14 protein-coding genes are annotated in these 21,992 nt (G+C 37.4%); 5 read left to right on the top strand and 9 right to left on the bottom strand.

What is annotated here, in order from left to right:
• Positions 1-133: 133 nt before the first annotated feature.
• Positions 134-787, bottom strand: coding sequence for a GNAT family N-acetyltransferase (locus tag I6F47_RS16195; protein ID WP_008169301.1), 654 nt, complete (start codon positions 785-787; stop codon positions 134-136).
• Between the two features lie 153 nt (positions 788-940).
• On the opposite strand from I6F47_RS16195, the gene I6F47_RS16190 reads away from it, so the two are divergent.
• The 3 genes from I6F47_RS16190 (at position 941) to I6F47_RS16180 (ending at position 2,327) form a co-directional block, all read left to right on the top strand.
• Positions 941-1,177 carry a DUF2789 domain-containing protein gene (locus tag I6F47_RS16190; RefSeq protein ID WP_002958240.1) on the top strand — a complete coding sequence of 79 codons (237 nt, stop codon included), beginning with the start codon at positions 941-943 and terminating at the stop codon, positions 1,175-1,177.
• Between the two features lie 96 nt (positions 1,178-1,273).
• Complete coding sequence (locus I6F47_RS16185; RefSeq protein ID WP_007378199.1) at positions 1,274-1,540, top strand: hypothetical protein; 267 nt, start codon at positions 1,274-1,276, stop codon at positions 1,538-1,540.
• 13 nt (positions 1,541-1,553) lie between these two features.
• Positions 1,554-2,327: a Zn-ribbon-containing protein gene (locus I6F47_RS16180; RefSeq protein ID WP_002958242.1), complete on the top strand. Its 774-nt coding sequence runs from the start codon at positions 1,554-1,556 to the stop codon at positions 2,325-2,327.
• A 329-nt stretch (positions 2,328-2,656) separates the two neighbouring features.
• Here I6F47_RS16180 and syd read toward each other — a convergent pair whose 3' ends face one another.
• Positions 2,657-3,196: a SecY-interacting protein gene (gene syd / locus I6F47_RS16175; protein WP_197184194.1), complete on the bottom strand. Its 540-nt coding sequence runs from the start codon at positions 3,194-3,196 to the stop codon at positions 2,657-2,659.
• A 58-nt stretch (positions 3,197-3,254) separates the two neighbouring features.
• Between syd and queF the strand changes: the two genes are divergently transcribed.
• Positions 3,255-4,100, top strand: coding sequence for an NADPH-dependent 7-cyano-7-deazaguanine reductase QueF (gene queF / locus I6F47_RS16170; RefSeq protein ID WP_197184193.1), 846 nt, complete (start codon positions 3,255-3,257; stop codon positions 4,098-4,100).
• 58 nt (positions 4,101-4,158) lie between these two features.
• Here queF and I6F47_RS16165 read toward each other — a convergent pair whose 3' ends face one another.
• From I6F47_RS16165 to I6F47_RS16155, 3 genes are read right to left on the bottom strand one after another with little or no spacing between them, the layout of a single operon-like run.
• Positions 4,159-5,046, bottom strand: coding sequence for a peptidylprolyl isomerase (locus I6F47_RS16165; RefSeq protein ID WP_197184192.1), 888 nt, complete (start codon positions 5,044-5,046; stop codon positions 4,159-4,161).
• A gap of 32 nt (positions 5,047-5,078) precedes the next feature.
• Positions 5,079-8,768: an autotransporter assembly complex protein TamB gene (tamB, locus tag I6F47_RS16160; protein ID WP_197184191.1), complete on the bottom strand. Its 3,690-nt coding sequence runs from the start codon at positions 8,766-8,768 to the stop codon at positions 5,079-5,081.
• On the bottom strand, positions 8,768-10,495 hold the full coding sequence (locus tag I6F47_RS16155) for an autotransporter assembly complex protein TamA (RefSeq protein ID WP_024593667.1): 1,728 nt from the start codon (positions 10,493-10,495) through the stop codon (positions 8,768-8,770). The genes tamB and I6F47_RS16155 overlap by 1 nt, the downstream gene beginning before the upstream one ends.
• A gap of 214 nt (positions 10,496-10,709) precedes the next feature.
• Here I6F47_RS16155 and I6F47_RS16150 point away from each other — a divergent pair, with 214 nt between their 5' ends.
• Positions 10,710-11,045 (top strand): ribonuclease E inhibitor RraB, encoded by a 336-nt coding sequence (locus I6F47_RS16150; RefSeq protein WP_007378192.1) that lies wholly within the window; start codon positions 10,710-10,712, stop codon positions 11,043-11,045.
• Positions 11,046-11,089: 44 nt separating this feature from the next.
• Here I6F47_RS16150 and I6F47_RS16145 read toward each other — a convergent pair whose 3' ends face one another.
• The 4 genes from I6F47_RS16145 to I6F47_RS16130 all read right to left on the bottom strand — a co-directional run bounded on the left by I6F47_RS16145 (position 11,090) and on the right by I6F47_RS16130 (position 20,499).
• Positions 11,090-12,841, bottom strand: coding sequence for a DEAD/DEAH box helicase (locus tag I6F47_RS16145; protein ID WP_024593665.1), 1,752 nt, complete (start codon positions 12,839-12,841; stop codon positions 11,090-11,092).
• Between the two features lie 124 nt (positions 12,842-12,965).
• The gene (locus I6F47_RS16140; protein WP_007586043.1) at positions 12,966-13,268 is read right to left on the bottom strand and encodes an H-NS histone family protein; all 303 of its coding nucleotides are present in this window, start codon (positions 13,266-13,268) and stop codon (positions 12,966-12,968) included.
• A 534-nt stretch (positions 13,269-13,802) separates the two neighbouring features.
• Positions 13,803-16,430 carry a TonB-dependent receptor gene (locus I6F47_RS16135; RefSeq protein WP_076924415.1) on the bottom strand — a complete coding sequence of 876 codons (2,628 nt, stop codon included), beginning with the start codon at positions 16,428-16,430 and terminating at the stop codon, positions 13,803-13,805.
• A gap of 1,183 nt (positions 16,431-17,613) precedes the next feature.
• Positions 17,614-20,499 (bottom strand): TonB-dependent receptor plug domain-containing protein, encoded by a 2,886-nt coding sequence (locus tag I6F47_RS16130; protein WP_197184190.1) that lies wholly within the window; start codon positions 20,497-20,499, stop codon positions 17,614-17,616.
• Between the last annotated feature and the right edge of the window lie 1,493 nt (positions 20,500-21,992).

The following is a 21,992-nucleotide window of genomic DNA, read 5'->3' as shown; positions in this document are numbered from 1 at the left end:
AAACTTTAAATAACAATAACTTGAATGAAAAAAGGCTACTTATTAATAGCCTTTAACTGACAATGCTCACGATAATGTGAGATATATCTCACGGCCTTATGTCCGTTTGGGCGCATTGGCTTACATCATAATTTTAAATAGTTGGCTCAATTATTGATTTAAATAGTAACTCGCCCTCTACTTGGTTAAAAGTAAGGTGTTTAAATGCTTCAAACTTTTCGGTTTTAAAAAATTCAGTGTGTTCTTTACGCGTTACAAATACAGCCATCCCCGTTGACTCAGCGTTACATTTAACTAAATCATCAAGCCCTCGTAGTAGGTAACGACCAAACCCTTGCCCATGAAAATGCGGATCTACGGCAATAAAAGCTAAAAAGTAGTAATTGCCTTTCTCTTTAAGGGCATCTCTAATTGTTTGTTCTTTATCTATTAATTGATTTGTTTGTAAGTAGCCCGCACTCAGCATTAATTTTAAACGCCAGTGCCAATAACGCTGCGCTTGTAATTGGCTATTAGATTCAAATACACACGCTACTGCTTTTAATTTATCGTTGCGGTATAAACCAATTAATGGCTGCTTTTCTTGCCAAAAACTACTGAGCTCTTCGCGAATTAATGAGCGTAATTTTTTTTCGTATACTGATTTATTTTCGTCATTGTAGCTAAGCATGTTTTGTAATACAGGATCGTCATGATAAGCCTGATAAATTAGGCTTGCTGCAGTGCTAATATCTTCTGCGGCTAAATACTGTACGCTGAACGTATCAGCTGGCGTGGTTACACTCATTGTATTTCCTTTATTATTTTAGCTGTAGACTGTTTAACTTTATACCTAACTATATACCTAAAATTATTAACCGTAAATTCAGCGAGAGTTTAACTAGCTAGGAGTAGAGTTAATCCTTAGAATAAGTTTTCATTCGTTTAAAGGAGCAATATCATGGATACGACTAAACACGACATCAATACACTATTTGCACAGCTTGGATTACCTAATTCTGATGAACAAATAGATGCATTTATTGCCTCACATGAATTAGAAGACACAACACTACTCCAAGAAGCCTCTTTTTGGGATGAGGCACAACAGCACTTTTTAGCTGAATCGCTTGCACAAGACGGTGATTGGAGTGAAGTAATTGACGAGTTAGATGTACGCATTCGTCAAAGTAAGTAATTTTATTTAATGTACCCTCCCTTATTTATTGCTAACATAGCATCTGCGCAGCATTTATATGCTGCGTATTTATTTTATTAAAGAGTTATATATCTAATGAATTCAGTTGTATTTGATGCAATTAAAGCCCTTCTTGATGAAGGCAAAACCCCTACTGTAGCACTAACTAAAAGCCGTTTGGCGCAACCGGTTCCTATGCCGATGATTATTGCAGCAGTAAGCCAATATAAAAACAATCCTGATTCAATTAATAACTTCATGAGAAACCCACAGCAGTCAGATAATACTGAGCTTAAAACAAGTCAATTAGATAGAATTGAGCAAAAACTCGATAAACTTCTTGCACTGCTAGAACAAAAATAATTTGAGACTATAAATGTTCGTTGTTGATTTAACTTTTGATTGCTACCAAGACACCACCCTAGAACAAGCCGAACAAGCAATAAATCGCTTAGTAAATGCACTGCGTTTTAATGGTCAAATAATGGGTGAAGAGTTCCCAACCGTTTTAAAAGACGGCTTTTTTATTACCCGAGTGATGTGCCCTACTGAAGATGCAATGCACCCGCTAAATAACAGCCCGTTTGTTAAGCACAGTATCGAAAAGTTACATAGTGCAGGGCTACTTGCGCCAAAAGTAAAAGTGATTGGACAAGATATTCACTCCAACGGCGCTGATTGCTGCAAAGAACCATCAAGTTATATTTTATACACAACCTATGTGCATACGTGTAGCCCGCTCTATTGTGGTGATGACTTTTTGCCTGTGCCGCTATTTCGTATTCCGGCAATTGCTAATGGTGACTATAAAACACTTATAAAATGGCAAGAAGATTGGCAAGCCTGCGATCAAATTCAAATTAATGGCGCAACCCGTTGTGAGTTTCCGGCACTTGAAGAAATATCGAGTATCCAAAGCGACTTATACAGACGCGGAAAAGACATAACAAAGCGAATTAGTTTTTTAACTAAAAAGCCAACCTATTATTATTTATACCGTGTAGGCGGCGTAGATAAAGCGTCTGAACTTGAACGAAAATGCCCTAGTTGTAATGGCGATTGGAAATTACCTGAATCGTGGTTTGGGTTATTCGACTTTAGGTGTGAGCCATGTGGCTTAGTGTCTAATATATCGTGGGATTTTCAGTAACCATTAGGGCGTGTTGACCTTTGTGGATTGAAATTTGTTCAATCTAGGGACGATTTAATCGCGGCGCGAGGTTTGTAACCTAGTGGGCTAAGTAAAAACCGAGCAACAAAGAGTTAATCGTCCCTAGAAAGAACCCAAAGGGCAGCGCATGTTTGGCATTTATGCTTCGTTATCGCCTATTTATGGGGAGTAACCACACTACATAGGCTCTGCTTTGCCTAAAAACCAAACATACAGCTGCAAAATCAACCACGAAAGGTCAACACGCCCTAGTAATGGCTCTAAAAATCAGCTTAGTGATGACGCTAAGCTGATTTATTAAACACGTTTTAAACCTCTAATGCCTTTAAAAAAGCATTAATGTTAGGTGCAAGTACATGGTGTGTTTTTTTGCCTACGTGCTCTAAACATACTTCACCAGTGTGCACCAATACACTCACTAGTAAATCATCTTGATCTGTTAAACCAATAAATACCGTTTCTGGCTGCTTGAGCTTGCGTTTCATTAAAACGTGACCCGTTATATTTTGCTGTAACAAATTAAAGTCTTCTTCGTTCCATGCTTGTAGTAATTCAACCTGATGCCCATCAATACTTGCTGAAATGCTTCCACCGTACATATGCCCATATAGCTCGCTAAGCTCTTTTGGAAACTCAAGCTCAAGTGCACTGGCTAAATCATTAAGCGAACCTGCAGGTTGCTGACGCGCGCCCTGCCATTGAATGTTTCCTTGCTCGTCAACCTCACCAACTTCACATGGGCTTGGCCATTGTTCGTCGTGCGCAATAAGTGGGTACTTTGTAGTGTTTTTCAGGATATTTCCGCTAAATGTTTGATGAAGTTGTTCTATAAGCAATGCAACAGACATACTGTGAAACTCATTTAAATTAGATATAATGTCCTATTGTAACTATTTAAGAGCAAACATGACAGATTACAGCAATTCTCCAGACCTTAAAGGTAGCGTATTAGGCCAATCTACTGAGTATGTAGATGTGTACACGCCAAGCTTGCTTTTCCCTATTGCGCGCAAACTAAATCGTGATGCTTTAAATATTGACGAAGCAGAGCTTCCATTTAAAGGCCAAGATATTTGGACAGGTTACGAGCTTTCATGGCTAAACAATAAAGGTAAACCGCAAGTTGCCGTAGCCTTATTTACCTTTGAATGCCAAAGCAGCCATATTATTGAGTCAAAGTCGTTTAAACTTTATTTAAATAGCTTTAACCAAACCCGATTTGAAAGCATTGATGTAGTAAAGCAGCACTTAATTGATGACTTATCAAACGCGGTTAACAGCCCTATCAAAGTGACTTTATATAATCCTGATGATTACAATTGCTTACCGTGTACGGCGCTGCCAGGTGAATGTATTGATGACTTAGATATTGAAATTAATAATTACGATATTGATGCTAATTCACTTAAAGCAAAAAGTGATAACGTAGTTACAGAAACGCTCTATAGCCATTTACTTAAGTCGAACTGTTTAATTACCTCCCAGCCTGACTGGGCAAGTGTGATCATACGATACACAGGCGAGCAAATATGTCGCGAATCATTACTGCGTTATTTAATTTCGTTCAGAACACATAACGAATTTCATGAGCAGTGTGTTGAGCGTATTTATAGCGATTTAACAACACAACTTAATATTAAAGAGTTAGAGGTTTACGCGCGTTATACTCGTCGCGGTGGGCTTGATATAAACCCGTATCGCTCTACGCATTATAACGACACGCCATTTGCAGTTAAAATTAATCGTCAATAGATTTTTTGCACTGGAATATAAATATTGAAAAAGGAGCCTAGGCTCCTTTTTACATTTTTTAATTAACTTCGCGCTTAGTGGGTATGGGCATACCACACACATCAACGTAGTTATGTGCTTTAACAAACCATGGTTCAACACGGTTTTTACGAGCACTGATTAAATTTTTAAACACTGATGAGTTTGTTTTCATCACTTTAAATATACTTTTATCGCTTTGTACATCGCCAAGCACTTGTATATTGGTAATTGGGTTAAATGCTTTTCCTTCAGTTGGTGTACGCGCTAAACGATTTAAATGATCTATACCTTCGAGCACTCGACCAAACACCGTAATGTTTTTATCAAGGTAGCGCGGGCCTTGCCCTATGGTTACAAAAAACTCCGTACTCGCACTATTTATATCGTTATCGCGCGCCATTGCAAACACACCACTACAATGCACTTGCCATGTTTGCGTATGTGCTGAGTTTTGAGCCACTGCAAAGCCGTTTAAAAAGCCAGTAACTGGTGCATATCCGTCGCCATTTAGCTCAGTAATTAAAAGTGGTTTGTTTGTTGTTAAATAAAACTCAGCAGGGACTGTTTTATCTGCCGTTTTAATTAACTTTTTACCCGAGCTGTCCCCGCCTTGCGCTACAAAACCTTCAACAAACCGATAAACGCTGGTATTTTTATAAAACCCTTCTCGCGCTAACTTTTTAATATTTTGAACGTGCTTTGGGGCAAGCTGTTCATTAAGCTCAATATACGCATCGCCCGTTGGCAGCGTTATCTTTAAAATATTTTGAGCGTTCACTACTCGCCAGTCATTATCTGTTGCACTAGCAATTACTTCACTCGCGCTCAATAAAGGTAGCTCTTGATTAGTAACATCATCACCGAGTTGTTGAGCACAACCGCTCAAAAAAACACTAAGCAAAGCTGGTAATATAATTTTTTCCATCGCTTATATCCTTATAATTATTATAGTTTTTGTTATTCCCAGTCAAACTTATATAACACATCAACATTTTGGTATAGCCCGCTTGTTATCTCTATGTATAGCTGTGAAAGTAACTGATAACGCACAGCCACTTCACTTAGCGAATCAAATACACCCACGCTATATTTAACTTGTAAACTGGGTGCTACATAGCCTGATATTTCTACTTTAGTGCTATCGCCACTACCTGATGAGCTTAAACTTACATCTGATAACCCAAAGGTTTCACCTACCTTAGAAACAACCCCTTCGCTGCGGCTAACCCCTTGAGAAAGCAATAACTGCGTAAGCATCGCATCGCTTGACGAACTTTCTCCATCGCCTAAAGGTTGGCCATTAAGTAAATATGCGAGTGCTTGAGCTTGATCCATCGCAGGCTCAGAAAATATTTTAAGCGTTGGTTGTTCAACATTACCCGTGAGCGTAACCCCTGCAATGACACCATTTGCAGTCGTATCGGGGTTACGTATTGCTTTAATATTTAAAAATGGTTGTTCAATTGAACCGCTAAAACCGACTTGTCCGGTGCTGATCACTAAGTCTTGCCCAAAGGCTAAGTAAGTACCTTCAATTAAGTTAAGCTCACCTGTGGCTATAATTGGTGCACCTTGACTCATTTTTATCGCTAAATCACCCGCAACTTTTGATTCCAAGCCAAACGACTCTACTTTTACATCGTTTTTAACAATCACTTTTAAATCTATGTCGTAATCAAACGGGACTGTTTTGGTGGTCTCAGTTTTTTGATCAATAATAATTTCATCATCGCTAACTTGCACCGCGCCCTCAGGAAGCTCTTCAATCATTATACGACCGTAAGGCACAACTACCTCACCAGCAAGCTTGAGTGCATTATTAGCCAAGCCTATTTTTAAATCCGGCGATACTTTAAAAGTAACCCCTTGCTGCGCGCGTACATAAAACTGCTCGCCAACTACCGCCACATTTACAGCAGGTTGCGCACCTTGCCAATCAACGTCACCGGTGAGATTTATTTTACCGCCCTGGTTGTCGTTTAAGTTGCCTTTTATTGTGGCTGTTGTTTTATCAAACAATACGTTTATATTTGATTTTTGCAGCGCTATAGGTAATTGCTCGCCCTCTAAACTAATATCGCTCACATTAAGCTCGCCATTTAATAATGGATCTTTTAACGTACCTGCTAACGCAACTTTTCCGCTAATATCACCTTTTAACTGCTCAAGGGTTTCAAGAAATGGTTGTAAGTCTGAAAGGAGTATTTTATCAATATTTATAGTGCCATTAAGCGCTTGCGTATTTTGTATATCGTCGATATTAATTTGTGTATTAATTTTGCCTAATACACTTGATTCTAAATTAGCTTCAAGCTTGCCAATTTGAGAATCCGAAAACGCACTAATACTTAGAGTTTCGATTGGTAATTTAAAACGATCTTCTTCCGAGGTTAGCACTGCTTCTAAGTCGCTAGAATCGATATTTGCGCGTAATGTTTTAAGCGCGCCGCTTTGCCAATTAAGTGCTACATCGCCAGCTATATTACCGCGAGTACGAATGCTATTAGGTAAAAAGTGCTTAAGCTCCCCAAGTGCTAAGTTGCTTAGTTTAGCATTTAACTGACCGAGATTTTTTGACTGCGCTAAGGTGTCTATGCATAATTCACTTTGATCAGATGCCCAACAATGTGCACTCACATCAAAGTCGCCACTTTGCGTATTAACCATAATGGCAATATTTTTAGTATTACTAAAACTAAGCTTTTTATCGCTAAGCGTTACATTACTAAGCTCGCCATTCCAAGTGGTATTATTAATTTTGCCATTAACTTCAAGCTCTACACTGCCTTGCTCGGCATCTACAGATGCCGTAAGTTGATGATCTGTTTTGTCGCCGCTAATATCAATTTTAACGCTATTAATTTGCTGTTCGGCCACAAGCGCCGAACCAACACTTACCGAAACATCGGTTTGCCAATCGGCTGCGGTATCTAACTGCCCTTTTACTGATAATTTATTAATGTTTATTTCATCAAAAATAAAGCGATCGAGTATTAGTGCTAAATCAACAGAGGGCGTTAACCTTTCCCCTCTCACTTTTAAATTTGCGTTGCCGTCGGCAGTAAATGGAATATTAGCTTTTTCATCACTTTTTAGCGTTACTTTGCCATCAACCTGCCAAGTGTCATCAACTTGACCGCTTAGTGCTAATTTATTGGTGCCGCTACTTAAATAAAAGCTATCAATATTAGCTTTTAACATATTGTCGAGCTTAAAGTTTGAGGCAAATTCTAGTGGCACGTCGTTAAGTAATCCGCTTAACTTTGTATTATTCATTTGTAGCTGCCACTTATCGTCAGCTGCATTAAACGAGCCTTTAAACTGCCCTGAAATATCACTGGTAGCGGCATCAGTTAAGTACTGCGCCTTTAAGTTAGCAAGCGTGCCATTAAAGTTAGCCTGTATGCCTTTTTGCCAATCAACATTGGCTTTTATAGTTGCACTGCTTTCGTTTGCTTTAATGCTTAGCGCTTGTAAAGTTGCTTTGGTGAGACTGCCTTTTAATTGGGTATTTAAGTCAACAGCTGGGTACGCGCCTAGTTGACTATTCGCCTGTAGGCTAAGCTGATAGTCGTCAGCATTACCTTGTGCGTTAAGGCTAACATTTCGTACTTTAAGTTCATTACTTTGTGCATCAATAAGCCACTGCTTAATTTTTCCATTTAACTCAAATGGATAGTTTTTTTGCTTTAAATTTGCCGTTGCCGTTAAACTAAGCGGATATTGCCCCTGTGTTTCTAAATTTAAGTTTAGATTTGATAAGTCGCCATTCAACTGCAAATTGGCTTGGTGCTCGTCACTTTGTAAAACAACATCCCCTTTCACGGGCAAATTCCCTGCAAGCTCAGCGTTAAGATGCGTATTAAGCTGCCACTGTTCATACTTTGCTGAGAATGACTCTAAATTAATAACCGCATCTTCCACACTTAATTGCAGCGAGATGTTTTCAATAACATGTAGGGCTTCGTTTTGCTCAATCGTAATTTTAGCTATTTCAAAGTCTTCAACAACTAAATCAAGTGGTGAAGTAAATTCTATATTAGGCAATGCGGGTAGGTGCGTTAAAGGCGCTTGAGTATTTTGCGCCGTTTGTGTTTTCGCATCTTGTTCTTGCTCTTTTAAGGCAACAAGTATGGTGGGAATATTCAGGCTTTTAACCGTCAGCTTTGAACCCTCTGCTTTTGCTGAGAGTTTAAAGTTATTAACGCTTACGTTTGCACTTGGATGCTCTAGAGTAAATTTATTGATCGCAATGTTTTTTACAGCAATATTAAAAGGTAAGCTGATTTTTTCAAGCGGCTCTGCCGCGGCTTCTTCTTGTGACTCTGCAGTTTTTGGTAATGTTAAATTTATAGATTTAGCACTTAAGTTATCTATACAAATTCCATCGCACTGCCACCAAAACAAATCAATTTTCAATTGTTGTGCATTAAAGTCCAATCCGTTGCTAGCAAAGCGTACATTAAAGGCATCATTATAAATAAAACGGCCATCTTTAATTTCAATATGTAGTCCATCTACCGCTTTGTTTGCACTATAAGCAATAAATTGATTACCGGGTGCGGTAAATAACAAACAAAATAGTGCAACAACTAACGTGACAAAAATAGCACTTACGGCGGCTGTTATCTTTTTTAATACTGACATTAAATTTCTGGCCCTATGGTAATACTTAAACGTGTGCTTTTACTTTCTTTTGTTAATCCCCAAGCGTGGTCTATACGCACTGGGCCAACGGGTGTTAAATAGCGAAAACCAAAACCAGCACCTACTTCAAAATCATCAGAAAAATCATTAGTCGCAGTACCACCATCAACAAATAAAGCTGCTCGCCAATTTTTAGCAAACTGGTAGTTATATTCCATCGTGCCCGATAGTAAATACTTACCACCTATTAGCTCGCCGTCATCGTTCTCAGGCGAAATTGATTGGTACGCAAAACCACGAACGCTTTGATCGCCACCTGCGTAAAACCGAAGTGAAAATGGCACGTTGTTAATATCATCAACAAGCATTGCTCCCACATTCGCTTTTAAAAACACCAAGTGGCGGTCAAAATAAGTGCGTAGCCATGCATGTTGCATTTGCACCCTAATCAGATTAGTACTCGAAAGCACATCATCTAAGCCAAACTCAGCAGATATAAGCCACTGCTCTCCCCAATAAGGAGTCGTGCCGCCTTTTGATTTTTTGCGCGCGTAGCTAATGCCCGGCATTAACATTTCGGTACTTTCTTCGTCTTCATCACCAATACGGTAGGTTTCTTGGTCGCGGCGTAAAAATGCAGTACGCACCCATTTATTTTCGGTCAACCATTGGCGCTGAACTTGCCCTGTTAATATTTCACTGTAAGTGTCGTTTGTGAGCTCATCTTCTAATTTATAACCGACAGAGAATCGCCATAAATCATCATTAGGATCATCAACCGGAATTGTATAAGCCATGGAAATATCTTGCTGCTTTTGTGCCACATTTAAATTAGTTTCGAGGTAATGGCCGTCTTCTGTGATCCACGGTTTACTCCATTTAAAACGCACCTTGGGCCCTAAATCAGTACTAAAACCACCGCCAATTTCATAGCTGTTAGCTGGCTTGGGTAATACCTCAACTTTAATCGGTACTTGGCTGTTTTTGCGCGCTGCAATGTCAGCATAAACACGCACACTCGCAAAATAAGGGGTGCTTGATAAATCTAGGTTATAGTCAGCAATATGTGTTGATTTATAAGGTTGGCCCTGCGAGAAAGGCGCTATAGAGCGTATGTATTTTTCAGCGGGTGTACTACTGGCAATTTGTATATCGCCAAACTGATACCTAACTCCGGTATCAATTATAAAAGTAATAACAGCACTATTTTTTTTAAGCGACACTTCTAATTTGCGCGCTGGCCACTTAGCATCAAAATAACCTAGCTCTAGTAGCATAGATTCTATTTTTTTATGAGCAGAGTCATATTTACCATGATTTAAAACATCACCTTGCTTTAAGTGATTGCTTTTAATCAATGCCTGTAATTGGGTATCGCTTTGACCATCACCGTTTAGCGTAATATTAATTGCTTCTATGCGAGTTGCAGGCCCCCGTTCAACTTTAACAATTAGTTCGCTGTCGTCTTTATCATAAATAACCTCGACGGTCGGGCTATAATAGCCAAGAGCTTTGATGCTATTTTGTACTTGTTTTTGAGCATAACGGCGAAGTGTACGGGTTGGCTTCTCGCCAATTAACTGCTTGAGGTAAAGAGCTACGTTATTTTCTAAATCGCCACTTAACCCTTCAATTTCGTAATCTTCTATGACTCTTTCTGCCGCATAGCTATTTGTCGCAATTAAAGCGCTCACAACACACATGCAACGTAAAAACTTAATAAACAAGTAAATATCCTTACTTTTAATATCTTACAAAAAACTGGTTAATTACCCGCATATTAGCATAGCCATAATGAGCAACACATTAACTTAATAACAATCTAACGCGTAAATTTAACTTTGAATAAATATCAGCATAATTAAAATTAGTACGCGTTAAGACAATATTTTAGTTACAATAGTGCCTACGAATAAAAAATTAATTTTAAATGAGTTTTTAATGCAATTCCCTGATGATGATAACGGCCAACTTTTAGCCGAAATAGCCGCTGCTGGCATTGATTTAAATAAAATGCACCAAGTCGATTTTTTTATTTTATTTGAACAAGAAGCCGATGCTGAAAAATTTGCTAAAGAAATAGTCTCTGATGCATTAGTTCAAAATGCTGAGCTCGAAAAATGCAAAGATACTGGCGTTTGGGAAGTAATCACTCAAGTACAAATGGTGCCAGAGCACACCCTTCTAGGACAAGCAGAGCAATACATTGAAAGTATTGCTAATAGCTTTAATGGATACGGTGATGGCTGGGGATTAATGGACGGTGACGAGGCTTAGTTGCCTTTTAATTGTATTAGTTCAATGTACTCTATCAGTTAAGCTTAGCGGCTTAACTGATTTGCCTTTCTAAAACCCCCTTTATAGTCAAATAGCTTATCAGCCACTTTCCAACCATACTTTTTGCTTTTTCGTGCAATAACAAAATCCGGTGGTACTAATTCAAATTGTGCGTTTACTACTTGCGCTGCAGTTTTAAAATTAATAGGTGTTTGCCCAAGCCCCACACGTTGACCAAATTGCTTATTAAATATAAATTGCCCGCCTTTATTTGCGAGGTTATATACTTCATCGCAACTTGCACCATCTTCATCAAAATACGTTATTTTAATAAGTTCATCTTTAATTTGAGTTACCGATAACCCACTACATCGAAGCACAAGTGCGTCTTTTAAGTTTAATGCATTACGTAACTTATCATCAGGGTCGGCCATAACCGCGCCACAATCATGGCATTTACGTGCAGCAATATCATTTTGGGCACCGCACTGCTCACACTCTTTAAACCTAAAACGATAATCGCACTGCTCTTTATGCCCATCATCATCTTCTAACAGCCCTTTACAGCGCCTGCCAAAGTGCTCTATTACTTTTCCTGCGGAATCAGTTTTACCCCAAAATATATTCGCAAAACCACAGCCAGGACAAAGTACCTGCACAGGTTCATTATCACTATCGCCTTTTTTATCGCCTACTTCTGGGTGAAATAAATTAAAACCATTGCCGGCATAATCTATTACTAAGCAATCCGTTTTTGATTCAGATAGCCTCAAGCCTCGCCCCACAATTTGTTGATATAAACTAACTGATTCTGTAGGTCTTAAAATAGCTATAAAGTCGACGTGTGGCGCATCAAAGCCGGTTGTTAGTACCGATATATTAACTAGATACTTTAATTGCTTAGCTTTAAATTGCTTAATGATTTTATCGCGCTCAGTGTTTGGCGTATCACCTGTTATAAGTGCACTTTGCTGAGCTGGTAGGTAGCTTAATATTTCCTGAGCATGCATTACCGTGGCTGCAAAAACCATAACACCTTCACGCTCTTCACTGTATTGAATTACTTGCTGTAATATCGCTTTCGTTGCGCGCTCACTGTTTTTTAAAAGCGCATTCATATCATCAGTCGTATATTGCCCAAATGCATTGCTATCTAAAGACGAAAAATCATAATGGCTAATCGCTGCATCAACTTCGTTTGGCGGCGTTAAATAATTATGTTTGATCATATACCTGAGTGGTAATTCAAAAATACAACTTTTAAACGGGCTTTCATTAGTCCCTTTAACAAAGCCATGATAATGATGATGGTATATCCACCCCGTTCCTAGCCGATAAGGTGTTGCTGTTAAACCCAATACTTTTAACTGAGGGTTATATTCTTTTAAACTACTTATTACTTTTCCGTACTGGCTTTTTTTATCCCCATTTACCCTGTGGCATTCATCAATAATAAGTAACGAATAATGCTCATTTAATTTATTTAAATTACGAGAAAGTGATTGCACACTGGCAAAGGTTACTTGATGGTTTAATGACTTTTCTTTTAAACCTGCTGAAAATATACTCGCCTCTAAACCAAAACTTTTATATTTTTGCGAATTTTGCTCTACCAACTCTTTGACATGAGCAAGTACTAATATTTTTTGCTTAGCAATACGGGCAAGTTCAGCAATAACAAGGCTTTTACCTGCACCGGTCGGTAGCACAATAACGGCAGGATCATTACTCTTTCTAAAGTGTAAAACGGTGCGTTCTACGGCTTCTTGCTGGTAAGGTCTTAGTTTATAGCTCATGGGAAAACAAATAGGTTTGAGTGAAGAGATTTTAGCAAATAATAGCTGGGAGTTTTAAACTTTAATTATATTTTATTGAGGAGTAAACAAAAAAGAGAAGCCGAAGCTTCTCTTATATTTAGCTTTAGGCTAAAAATTTCTCAAGCTCAACACCTTCAAACGCTTTAGGACGACGGCCACGGCCTGTCCATTCAATAGTCTCACCATTAAGTTCCATGCGGTACTTAGGCTTAACTTTAGTACGTTTGTCTGATGCTCCATCTTGTAAATCTTCTAGCGTAAGTCCTTTTTCTTTTAAAAGATCCAAAACTTCCTGTTTCGCTTTTTGCTGCTGGGTATATTTTGAAATTGCATCATTGATAAGCTGTTGGGCTTTTTCAAGATCCGTTAATGATGCTGTTTTAATAAAAGATCGGACTTCTTTCATTTATATCTCGCTAAATTGTGTGATTGGATTTGTTTAAATATTCATTTTAAGTATAAGGGTATTTTTCAGGAATGACTATTACAAGATATAAACTAAATAATCCCTCTGTTAAATATACGCTATTAGTCCTACCTTATTAAATTGGGAGTAATTTAATATAAATTGTCGATGTATAAGGGAACTTCATTTTATAAAATATATAGTCGATAAAAACACTACTAATCCGTTGAATAATAAATGCCAGCTTTCAGTACAATAAAGCAGCTATGAACTTATATGTAATTTGCAAATATCATTACTTCGACTCTATTAAAAAACCACATTATCTATTTTTCGTGTCAGGTGAATATAATCGGAAAATCACAAGGTAACAAACTTAAAAATAAAGTGGGCCAGTAAGTACATACAAACCATAATTAAAATTTTAAAAGATAAAATAGAAAACCAAATGTAAAAAGGTCAGAAGCATAAGCAACTGACCTTTTTTTATAATCGTCAACGTATTAAAGACGAAACATAATCTATAAACGATTTTTAGAAGTTTTGTTCAACTTTTAAAAATACAGCTCGGCCTAAAACATCATATAATGATGTTGAAGCATCGCGATAACCTCTAGTGCCATCGTTTAGCTGTGGTGCTTCTTTATCAAACACATTGTTCACACCTAGTACAAACTTACCATTCCATTCATGGTTATATGATACTTGGATATTGTGTTTAATATAGCTTGGAATATCAGCTAAATATGTTACACCATACTCTTCATTACCTGAGTCTTGGTCGCCTATGTAGTATGTAGTCCATGCTGCACCAAATGCATCATTTGTCCAATCAAAGGTAACATTACCACGAAGCTCTGGGTACTCTTGTAAACCAGCGTAATCGAATGCGTCAGCACCCTCTTCTGTTACTTCTTCAAAGTCACTTACATAACTTAACTCACCTTTAAGAGCGAAGTTACCAATGCTAGATTCAAACATGTAAGCTGTTTTAAAATCAAAACCTGATGTTTCTAAACTCGCCATATTTTGGTCAAAGCTGTACATTACATCAATACGACCTGTATTTGGATCGCGAACTACTGCAGGGTTAGAACCATTGTCTTGCTCGTCTTTTAATAGACGTTCAACACTTACTGCTGCAATTCTGTTTTCTAACTTAATATTATAGTAAGAAAGCTCTACAGATAAGTCATCTGTTACATTCCAAACAAAACCAGTTGTAAATGATTCACCTTCTTCTGGCTCAAGATCTGGATTACCACCAAACCAAGTTTTATGTTGCTGTGAAGCATTTGGGTTACAGTAAATAGCATCAGAACCTGCATTGCCTTGCGTATCACACCAAATTGTATCGTAAGCTTTTTCGAAGCTTAGTGCCTGACTAGAGAACATTTCGCCCATGTTAGGTGCACGGAACGATTCACCCCAGCTAGCTCGCACTAATAGCGCATCAGAAGGACGCCATGCAACACCAATTTGAGGGGCAACATTATCGAATGTTCCTGATACAAATTGTGAACCAACGTCACCTTCTTGCTCGTACTTGTCGTATCGAACAGCTGCTTTAATATCAACATTGTATGGTAGGTTTACTTGAAGCTCTGAATATACAGATGTTCTATCACGTTCTGCATTAACATCGTCACCACCTGAGCCACCTGACACTCGACCTGAAGCCGATTGAGGGTCACTCATTTGTTCAAATTCTACTTGCTCAAATTCAGCACCAACTACGCCAGCAATCGAAACATCACCATTATCAAACAATAATGTAGATGCTACCGTATCAAATTGAGTACTTGTAAAACGAGCTTGATACACACCTGTGTGAGCAGCTTGCCCATACAAGTCTTTCATGCTGCTATCCCAGTTAGCAAAGCTCATTCCTGATGTATTAAAGATATCATATTCGCCGCTATCAATTAATTTCTGAACAACATCATCATTTATCAGGTTTGTATTGAATGAGTTAGTTGTAGAACGGCTGTGTTGTACATTAAATTCCCAGTCAATACCATTTGCAACATCTACAAAGCCGACTAAACCACCTAAGAAATCAATACTATTAATTTCAGTACGAGTATCTCGCTCACCAATGTTAGCTGAACGCATGTATAGAGTTAAATCTTCGCCTACAGGGTTTAAAGGATTATCAGCCAACATAGTTGGTTGGTTTGTAGATACAGGTGTACCTGCATAGCGAGAATCAGTTTCAGAAAGTGATGCACTTGCGCGACCGCGGAACTTTAAGTTATCAGTGAATTCATAATTGAAATTTGAAAGCATTGAGTTCTGAGTAGTATCACCAAATAACTTAGTTACTGCACCATAGTTATATAAACAGCGAGTGCCACCATCAACCGTGTTATTTGATTCTGCACACATAGTAGGGCTTGTAACCCAACCACTAGCACCATTACCATTTGGAACTGAGCTAAATGACGAATAATCAGCATAAGTCTCATCATTTAATTTCCAAATATCTCTATCGTATACTGATTCAGCATCATAATATTCATAAGTTAATGTAATATTACCCTTCTCACCAGAGTAACCTGTACTTACGTTAAAACGATTTGTATCACCACCTTCAGCACTAGGTAGCTCGGTATCATATGAAAAACTTAAACCGTTAAAGTCTTTTTTTGTAATAATGTTAATTACACCTGCAACAGCATCTGAGCCATATACAGCAGAAGCACCTTCACGAAGAATCTCAATTCTTTCTACTATTGCCATTGGAATACGAGAAGTATCTGCGGCAGCGCCTGAAGACGAACTTGTACCAGGCATACGGCGACCGTCAAGTAGCACTAATGTGTACTCAGCCCCAAGGCCACGCATGTTAATATTACTTGTTGCTGCTGCGCCGTTACCGTAGCCAGACATACCACGCCATGAACCAAAGCTATTTACAGAAGTATTATTTAAAACATCAGCAACTGATGCTTCACCTGATAATTGTAGATCTGCAGCGGTAATAACAGTTACTGGTGATGATGTTTCCATATCAACTTGCTTAATGCGAGACCCAGTTACTTCTATACGCTCAACTTTTTCTTTTTCTGCTGCCATAGAGCTTGCAGAAAAAGCAGCGGTGGATACCGCACTAAAAGCGATAGCTAAGCGAACTGCCTTTGAAATTTTATTATTTAACATATGGTTCTCCCTAGAATTCTATTTTAATTATTTTGTTTTCAAAACGGTCTGTAATTAATCACAGTACCTGTTTCGATTTGAATAGTAGTCCCAAGTTATGCAAAAGGTCAACACTTGGCTAACCAAATAAAACCCTTTATTTACAAAGCCTTAAAGTAACAAAAAACAAACACAATGCTCTTTCTGCATTATTGCATTATTGCATTATTGCAAAAACTTGATTTAGAATAAGTGCTATTTACTGAAGAAATCATATCTAAGTCTCGCCTCAAACAAGTTACTTACTTCCTTATTGTGGCGAATTATGTAGGTGTAAAAGCATGCAAAAAAATAAATTACCTACATAAAATTAACAAAAATGATTGAGACAACAATAGCTATTCAACTATCTGAAAAAGTACTACTTGGCCTTTCTAAAAAAGAAAGAATCCATAAGCTATATTTTCATTGATTTCAAAAATCGCACACCGATGGCAGGCTAACTAAAATAGCTGAGTCACTTTTTATAGTAATTACTATTAAATATGTATAAATGCTTAGTCTGTATTTCAGAAAGTCGGCGAGGTAGGAGTGTTAATAACTCCTTATATAGATAAAGACGCTATTCGAGTGACGCAAGCTTAATACTGAAACGAAAAAATGAAAGAGCTGCTGTTATGCGTGATGTAATGTGATGCTGCTGATAGCTTTAATACTCAAAGATATTAAAGCACCACCCTATTCATCAGATTAGAATGTAATAAATTTAGAATAGGCTTTTAAAGGATACGAAGACGTTGTTAACGTAGCTTTGAGGCACGTAACCACTCTATCAATACAGTAATTGGCATATCAGATATGATCAAGGTTGAGGGCTGTACTACCCGAGAATATATCCAATCACCACATTTTTAGCTTAAGTAATGAAAGATAATCTTTCGTTGCTATCCATTCTGTTTTTTAAACGTCTGAAGAACCGCTAAGTAAATCCAACAATTTCTAGTCTAAAGAAACGTAATATCAACTAGATATAAAAATTTTTGCCTAGTTATAGCGCAATTTACTTATCGTTAAATAAACCCCATATATAAGCCGGTTGGTATAAACACATATCAGGGCAAGTAAAACATAAAAAAAGCCTACTGAAATTTCAGTAGGCTTTAATATTAAACACTTTCGTTTATAAACTTATTTACTAAAAATATTAGAAACGTAAGTTTAGTCCTAAGTTGAAACGTCTGCCGTATACGTCGAAAAACTCACCATCATCGTATGTGCCAGGATTTCTAGGAGGTGTAATATCAAATAAGTTTGAAACACCTAATCTTACTTCAAGCATTTCGCTAACAGTATAACGACCATTTATTGACCATTCTGTATAAGAAGGAACATCATTATAGTTGTTATTTTCAGCAGTCCACTCTCTGTCTAATACTGTTGAATGACGGTATTTACCAATCATACCTACGTATAAATCATCGTAAGTATAGCCTACCGTTAGGTTACCCTGCCAACGAGGGTATCTTACTTCACCAACTGTAGGTGTTGGTTCATAGCCTTCGCTAGAAACATCTGTATTAAACTCTCTATGCTCAAGGTAACTTGCTAGTAAACGGAAGTTAAATGAACCGTAGCTCGTTTCATACTTGTATGTACCTTCTAAATCAACACCTTTAAGAGAGTAAGATGCTAAGTTATATGGTCCATTACGAACCTCAGAAATATCAAGAGTCGTAGGATCACGGTCAACTAAGTCACAAGCACTATTATCTAAACTAGACGCTTCGTAACAATCATCAATAACACGCTGTGCACCTAAAGAGTTAATTGCATCTTCAACGTCAAAACTCCAATAATCTGCAATTAACGTGATATTTTCAGTTGGGGTATAAATTACACCAAATAATGTATCGTCAGACGTTTCTTCTTGAAGATTTGCATTACCTGAATTTACACTTGGCGGAGTAACACTACGCCAATCATCAGATGGTCTCCAATCTCCAACTGTAGTACCTGGGTTTGGAATACCTGCAGCTTGACAGTTAGCAATTAAGTTTGCTTTTTTGCTATCACTCGCTGTAGATATATTAGTTTGGTCACATGGATCGCCATAAGACGCGAATGACTGAGTACCGGCAGAATAAAGTTGAGATAATGATGGAGCACGAACCGACTTAGACTTTGTACCACGGAAACGAAGTTCATCGTTCATTGCATAGTTAAAGCCTACCTTCCAAGCTACATTATCGCCCACTGAAGAGTAATCCATGTAACGAGCGGCTAACTCAAGGCTTAATGAATCAACAAATGGTGCATCCACTAATAATGGAACTGACATTTCAACACCAATTTCATCAACTGTAAATTCACCATCCCATGCTTTTACAAAGTTACCAAACACTAGATTATTCTGCATTGCTGCACCAGGTTCATTAGAACCAGTTTCTTTACGATGCTCAGCACTTAAAGCAAAAGAAACACCACCGGCAGGCATATCAAAAGCATAACCTGAAATAACACCACCAATAACTTGCTGCTGTTTAACTTTAGAAATTGATGCTGAGGTAGTAACGTAATCTAAAGCTTCTTGAGATGCACCATTAAGACCGAACAGGCTCAATGCCTGACAACCATCTAACGCACCAACTAAAGAACCATCTGAATCACGGTCTGCACAACGAATTGCTCCGTCAATTTCTACCGCGTCAATAGCCTTGTTAAAGTTCTCAGTAAGGAATTCACCGTTCCATGTAGTGTCGTTTTTATTGCGACCGTAACTAAAATATACTTCGTAATCGAACTCTTCTAGTAGTAACCCTTGGAAAGAAAGAGTTGTATTAAGTGTTGTACGATCATCTTCATAGGTACGATTACCGAAACCCGAAGCTAGCTTATAAATTGTAACTGAATCTCTATCAGCTTCATCTAGTTGTGCTTTAGCAGCCGGGTCTAAAAATGCATTATCTGAACGAATCGATTCAGCAAGGAAAATTGGGCTACTTTCTGCATAAGCACTTGCTTTTGAAAAAGAAACTTCAAAATTCATTGAATGATCGTCAGCATAATTATTTACAATGTTTGTAAAAACATTAAAACGATTAAGTGGTGTTGCAAGATCTTGATGTTCAATAAATTTGTAACCATTAGAGAAGCCGTCACCAAAATATCTAAGTTGATTATTCGGCGCAGGTCTTGTTACACCACCAACTATAACGGGACTAAATTCACCATTATCACCAAATACAACATGGCCATCAGGTAAGAATGCATCACCTGCGCGATCGTAATAGCCTAGTGTTTGCAAACCGGCAAACTCACCTGTAGCTAAAATATTCTGTGGAATTCCATCTGTGTCAGAAACATTATCAGGGTTTAACATCCCAGAAACTGGGTTACGAAGAAAGTCACGGTCTTGAGCTTCAAGCTGTTCTGTTTCTGAGTAAGATAAGCTCGTAATAAAACTTATTTTGTCGCTTTCACCACCAAATGTGAATGAAAAAGACTCTTCTTCACCACCACTTTGTTCTGTAATAGATTTTTTGTAGTTGAAGTCCATAGTATCTTGAGACTTTTTCAAAATAATATTAACTACACCCGCAATTGCATCTGAACCGTAAACTGCTGACGCGCCGCCATGAACAATATCCATACGTTCAATCATTTCAGTCGGAATGCCGTTTAAATCTACCGCAGGATTATCTACAGAAGCACCTACGTATCGACGACCGTTTACAAGTACTAAAGTACGACCTTCTCCAAGCTGACGAAGATCTGTAGTATTTATACCCGCACCAAAAATAGTGTTAGTAGTTGTTGTAGGTGCAGAGCCTACGCCAGATGAAGGCAGCTTTTGTAACAAATCTGATATGTTTGTGATGCCGGCATTAGATAGCTCTTCGCCAGTAATTGTAGTTACAGGAGTAGGTGAAACCTCTGAAAAACGCTTAATACGCGAGCCTGTAACCTCTATACGTTCTACTTTTTCAACGCCTTCTTCTGCCGCAATTGAATTTGCAGCGAAAACAGCCGTTGATGCTGTACCAAAAGCAATCGCTAAGCGAACTGCCTTTGAAATTTTATTGTTTAACATTTGATTCTCCCTAGAATACTATTTTATTATTTATGCTTAATTTTTAAAATTAATGCGCAATAAAGCCACTTAACAAGACTAAAAATGCCTATATGAAGGTACAGTAGGACTTTATTGTGTGACGGATGATAGTACTAGAGAAACAAAGAGGTCAACACATTATTAACTTTAAACCAGCAAAAATAACAAATGTGTCTTTCACCATTACAATAAAATCAACAGTAAGCAGCTGATTTTATTGAAAAAGTAATATGTGTATATTTAAAGCTTATATCACCTTAAAATAAAATACTTTAATAACAATAACTTGAATGTTTGTAAAGATTTGTAACAAAGCATCACTAAAATATATAAAAACATTCATATTTAGTAGAAATATCTAAAGCTGCAGGTTTAAAAAAGTGTCTCTTTTATTTAAGGTGAAATAAAAAACAACCTTACTATCAATTAGATAACCTCAATTTTATACCTTAACAGTAAGATATATATGTGATTACTTTAGTCTTTTCGAGTATATGACTTATAGTATGCTTGTAAAATTTATTATAGGAATGGACCCAATTAATGTGTAAACATACATAATTACTTACTCCTTCCTTATTTTGCAGTCTGAGTTGTAAATTTTATGTTTTTTAACTTAGATATGTGGAAAAAACCTTTTGAAGTAATCACTTAAATTTTATCCTGATCTTTTTAGGATAGGCAGATTATAACCAAGCTACCTGTGTGGCTTTTATGTAAATACCTACTACTGCCTGCATTTAATTTGTTTGAAAAATTCAGTTTAGAACTATTGGGTATACATGTCAGATTATAAGTTTGGTTATATTATTTTGTAATTTGGCCTACATCGTGTTTAACCTGATTCATTGAGCTAGCCAGCTGCAAATCATAAATAAACTTTCTTTGATATGTCGTAAAAATGTTCATTATCATTTTTATACTCGAAAAGAGCATCGACTGATGAGTGTTTGTTTAATGAGAGGAAATTATGAACTCAATTGTGAAGGTAGTGCTTGAACATTTGGTTATTAACTGGCCAATATTATTCCTTAATACTTGTTCTAACAATATTGAAACCATCTCTTTATTTACTAATTTGGTAACATTCATCTGAGTATCACATTAACCGGTAAATCAAAGTTAAAACATCCAAAATTATCAGATAAGCTACATGTATCTGATACGGCCTTAACTGTTAATATTGAATGTACTTAAGAAGAGTTACCCCCTATTAAGTGTAATGCGGGATACCCTCTATATTCATATTTACAGATACTTTTGCCGGGAGCCTCTACAATGATTATCGCTAGAAATAGAACAACTAAAGTTTATGGTTACTCAGAATAAATAAGCTATGGATTATAAATCACGACAAACACTTAAAAACTTATTACCATTAAATCAAGCACTTAATTTCACGAAGAGATAAATAATATATAATATTTTTGTAAAACATACGTTATTGAAATACCAGAAAACACCAACTAAAT

This window comes from Pseudoalteromonas sp. NZS37 (assembly GCF_015864265.1).
GTDB classification, from domain to species: Bacteria; Pseudomonadota; Gammaproteobacteria; order Enterobacterales; family Alteromonadaceae; genus Pseudoalteromonas; species Pseudoalteromonas arctica.
This window is presented reverse-complemented; position numbering and strand designations above follow the sequence as displayed.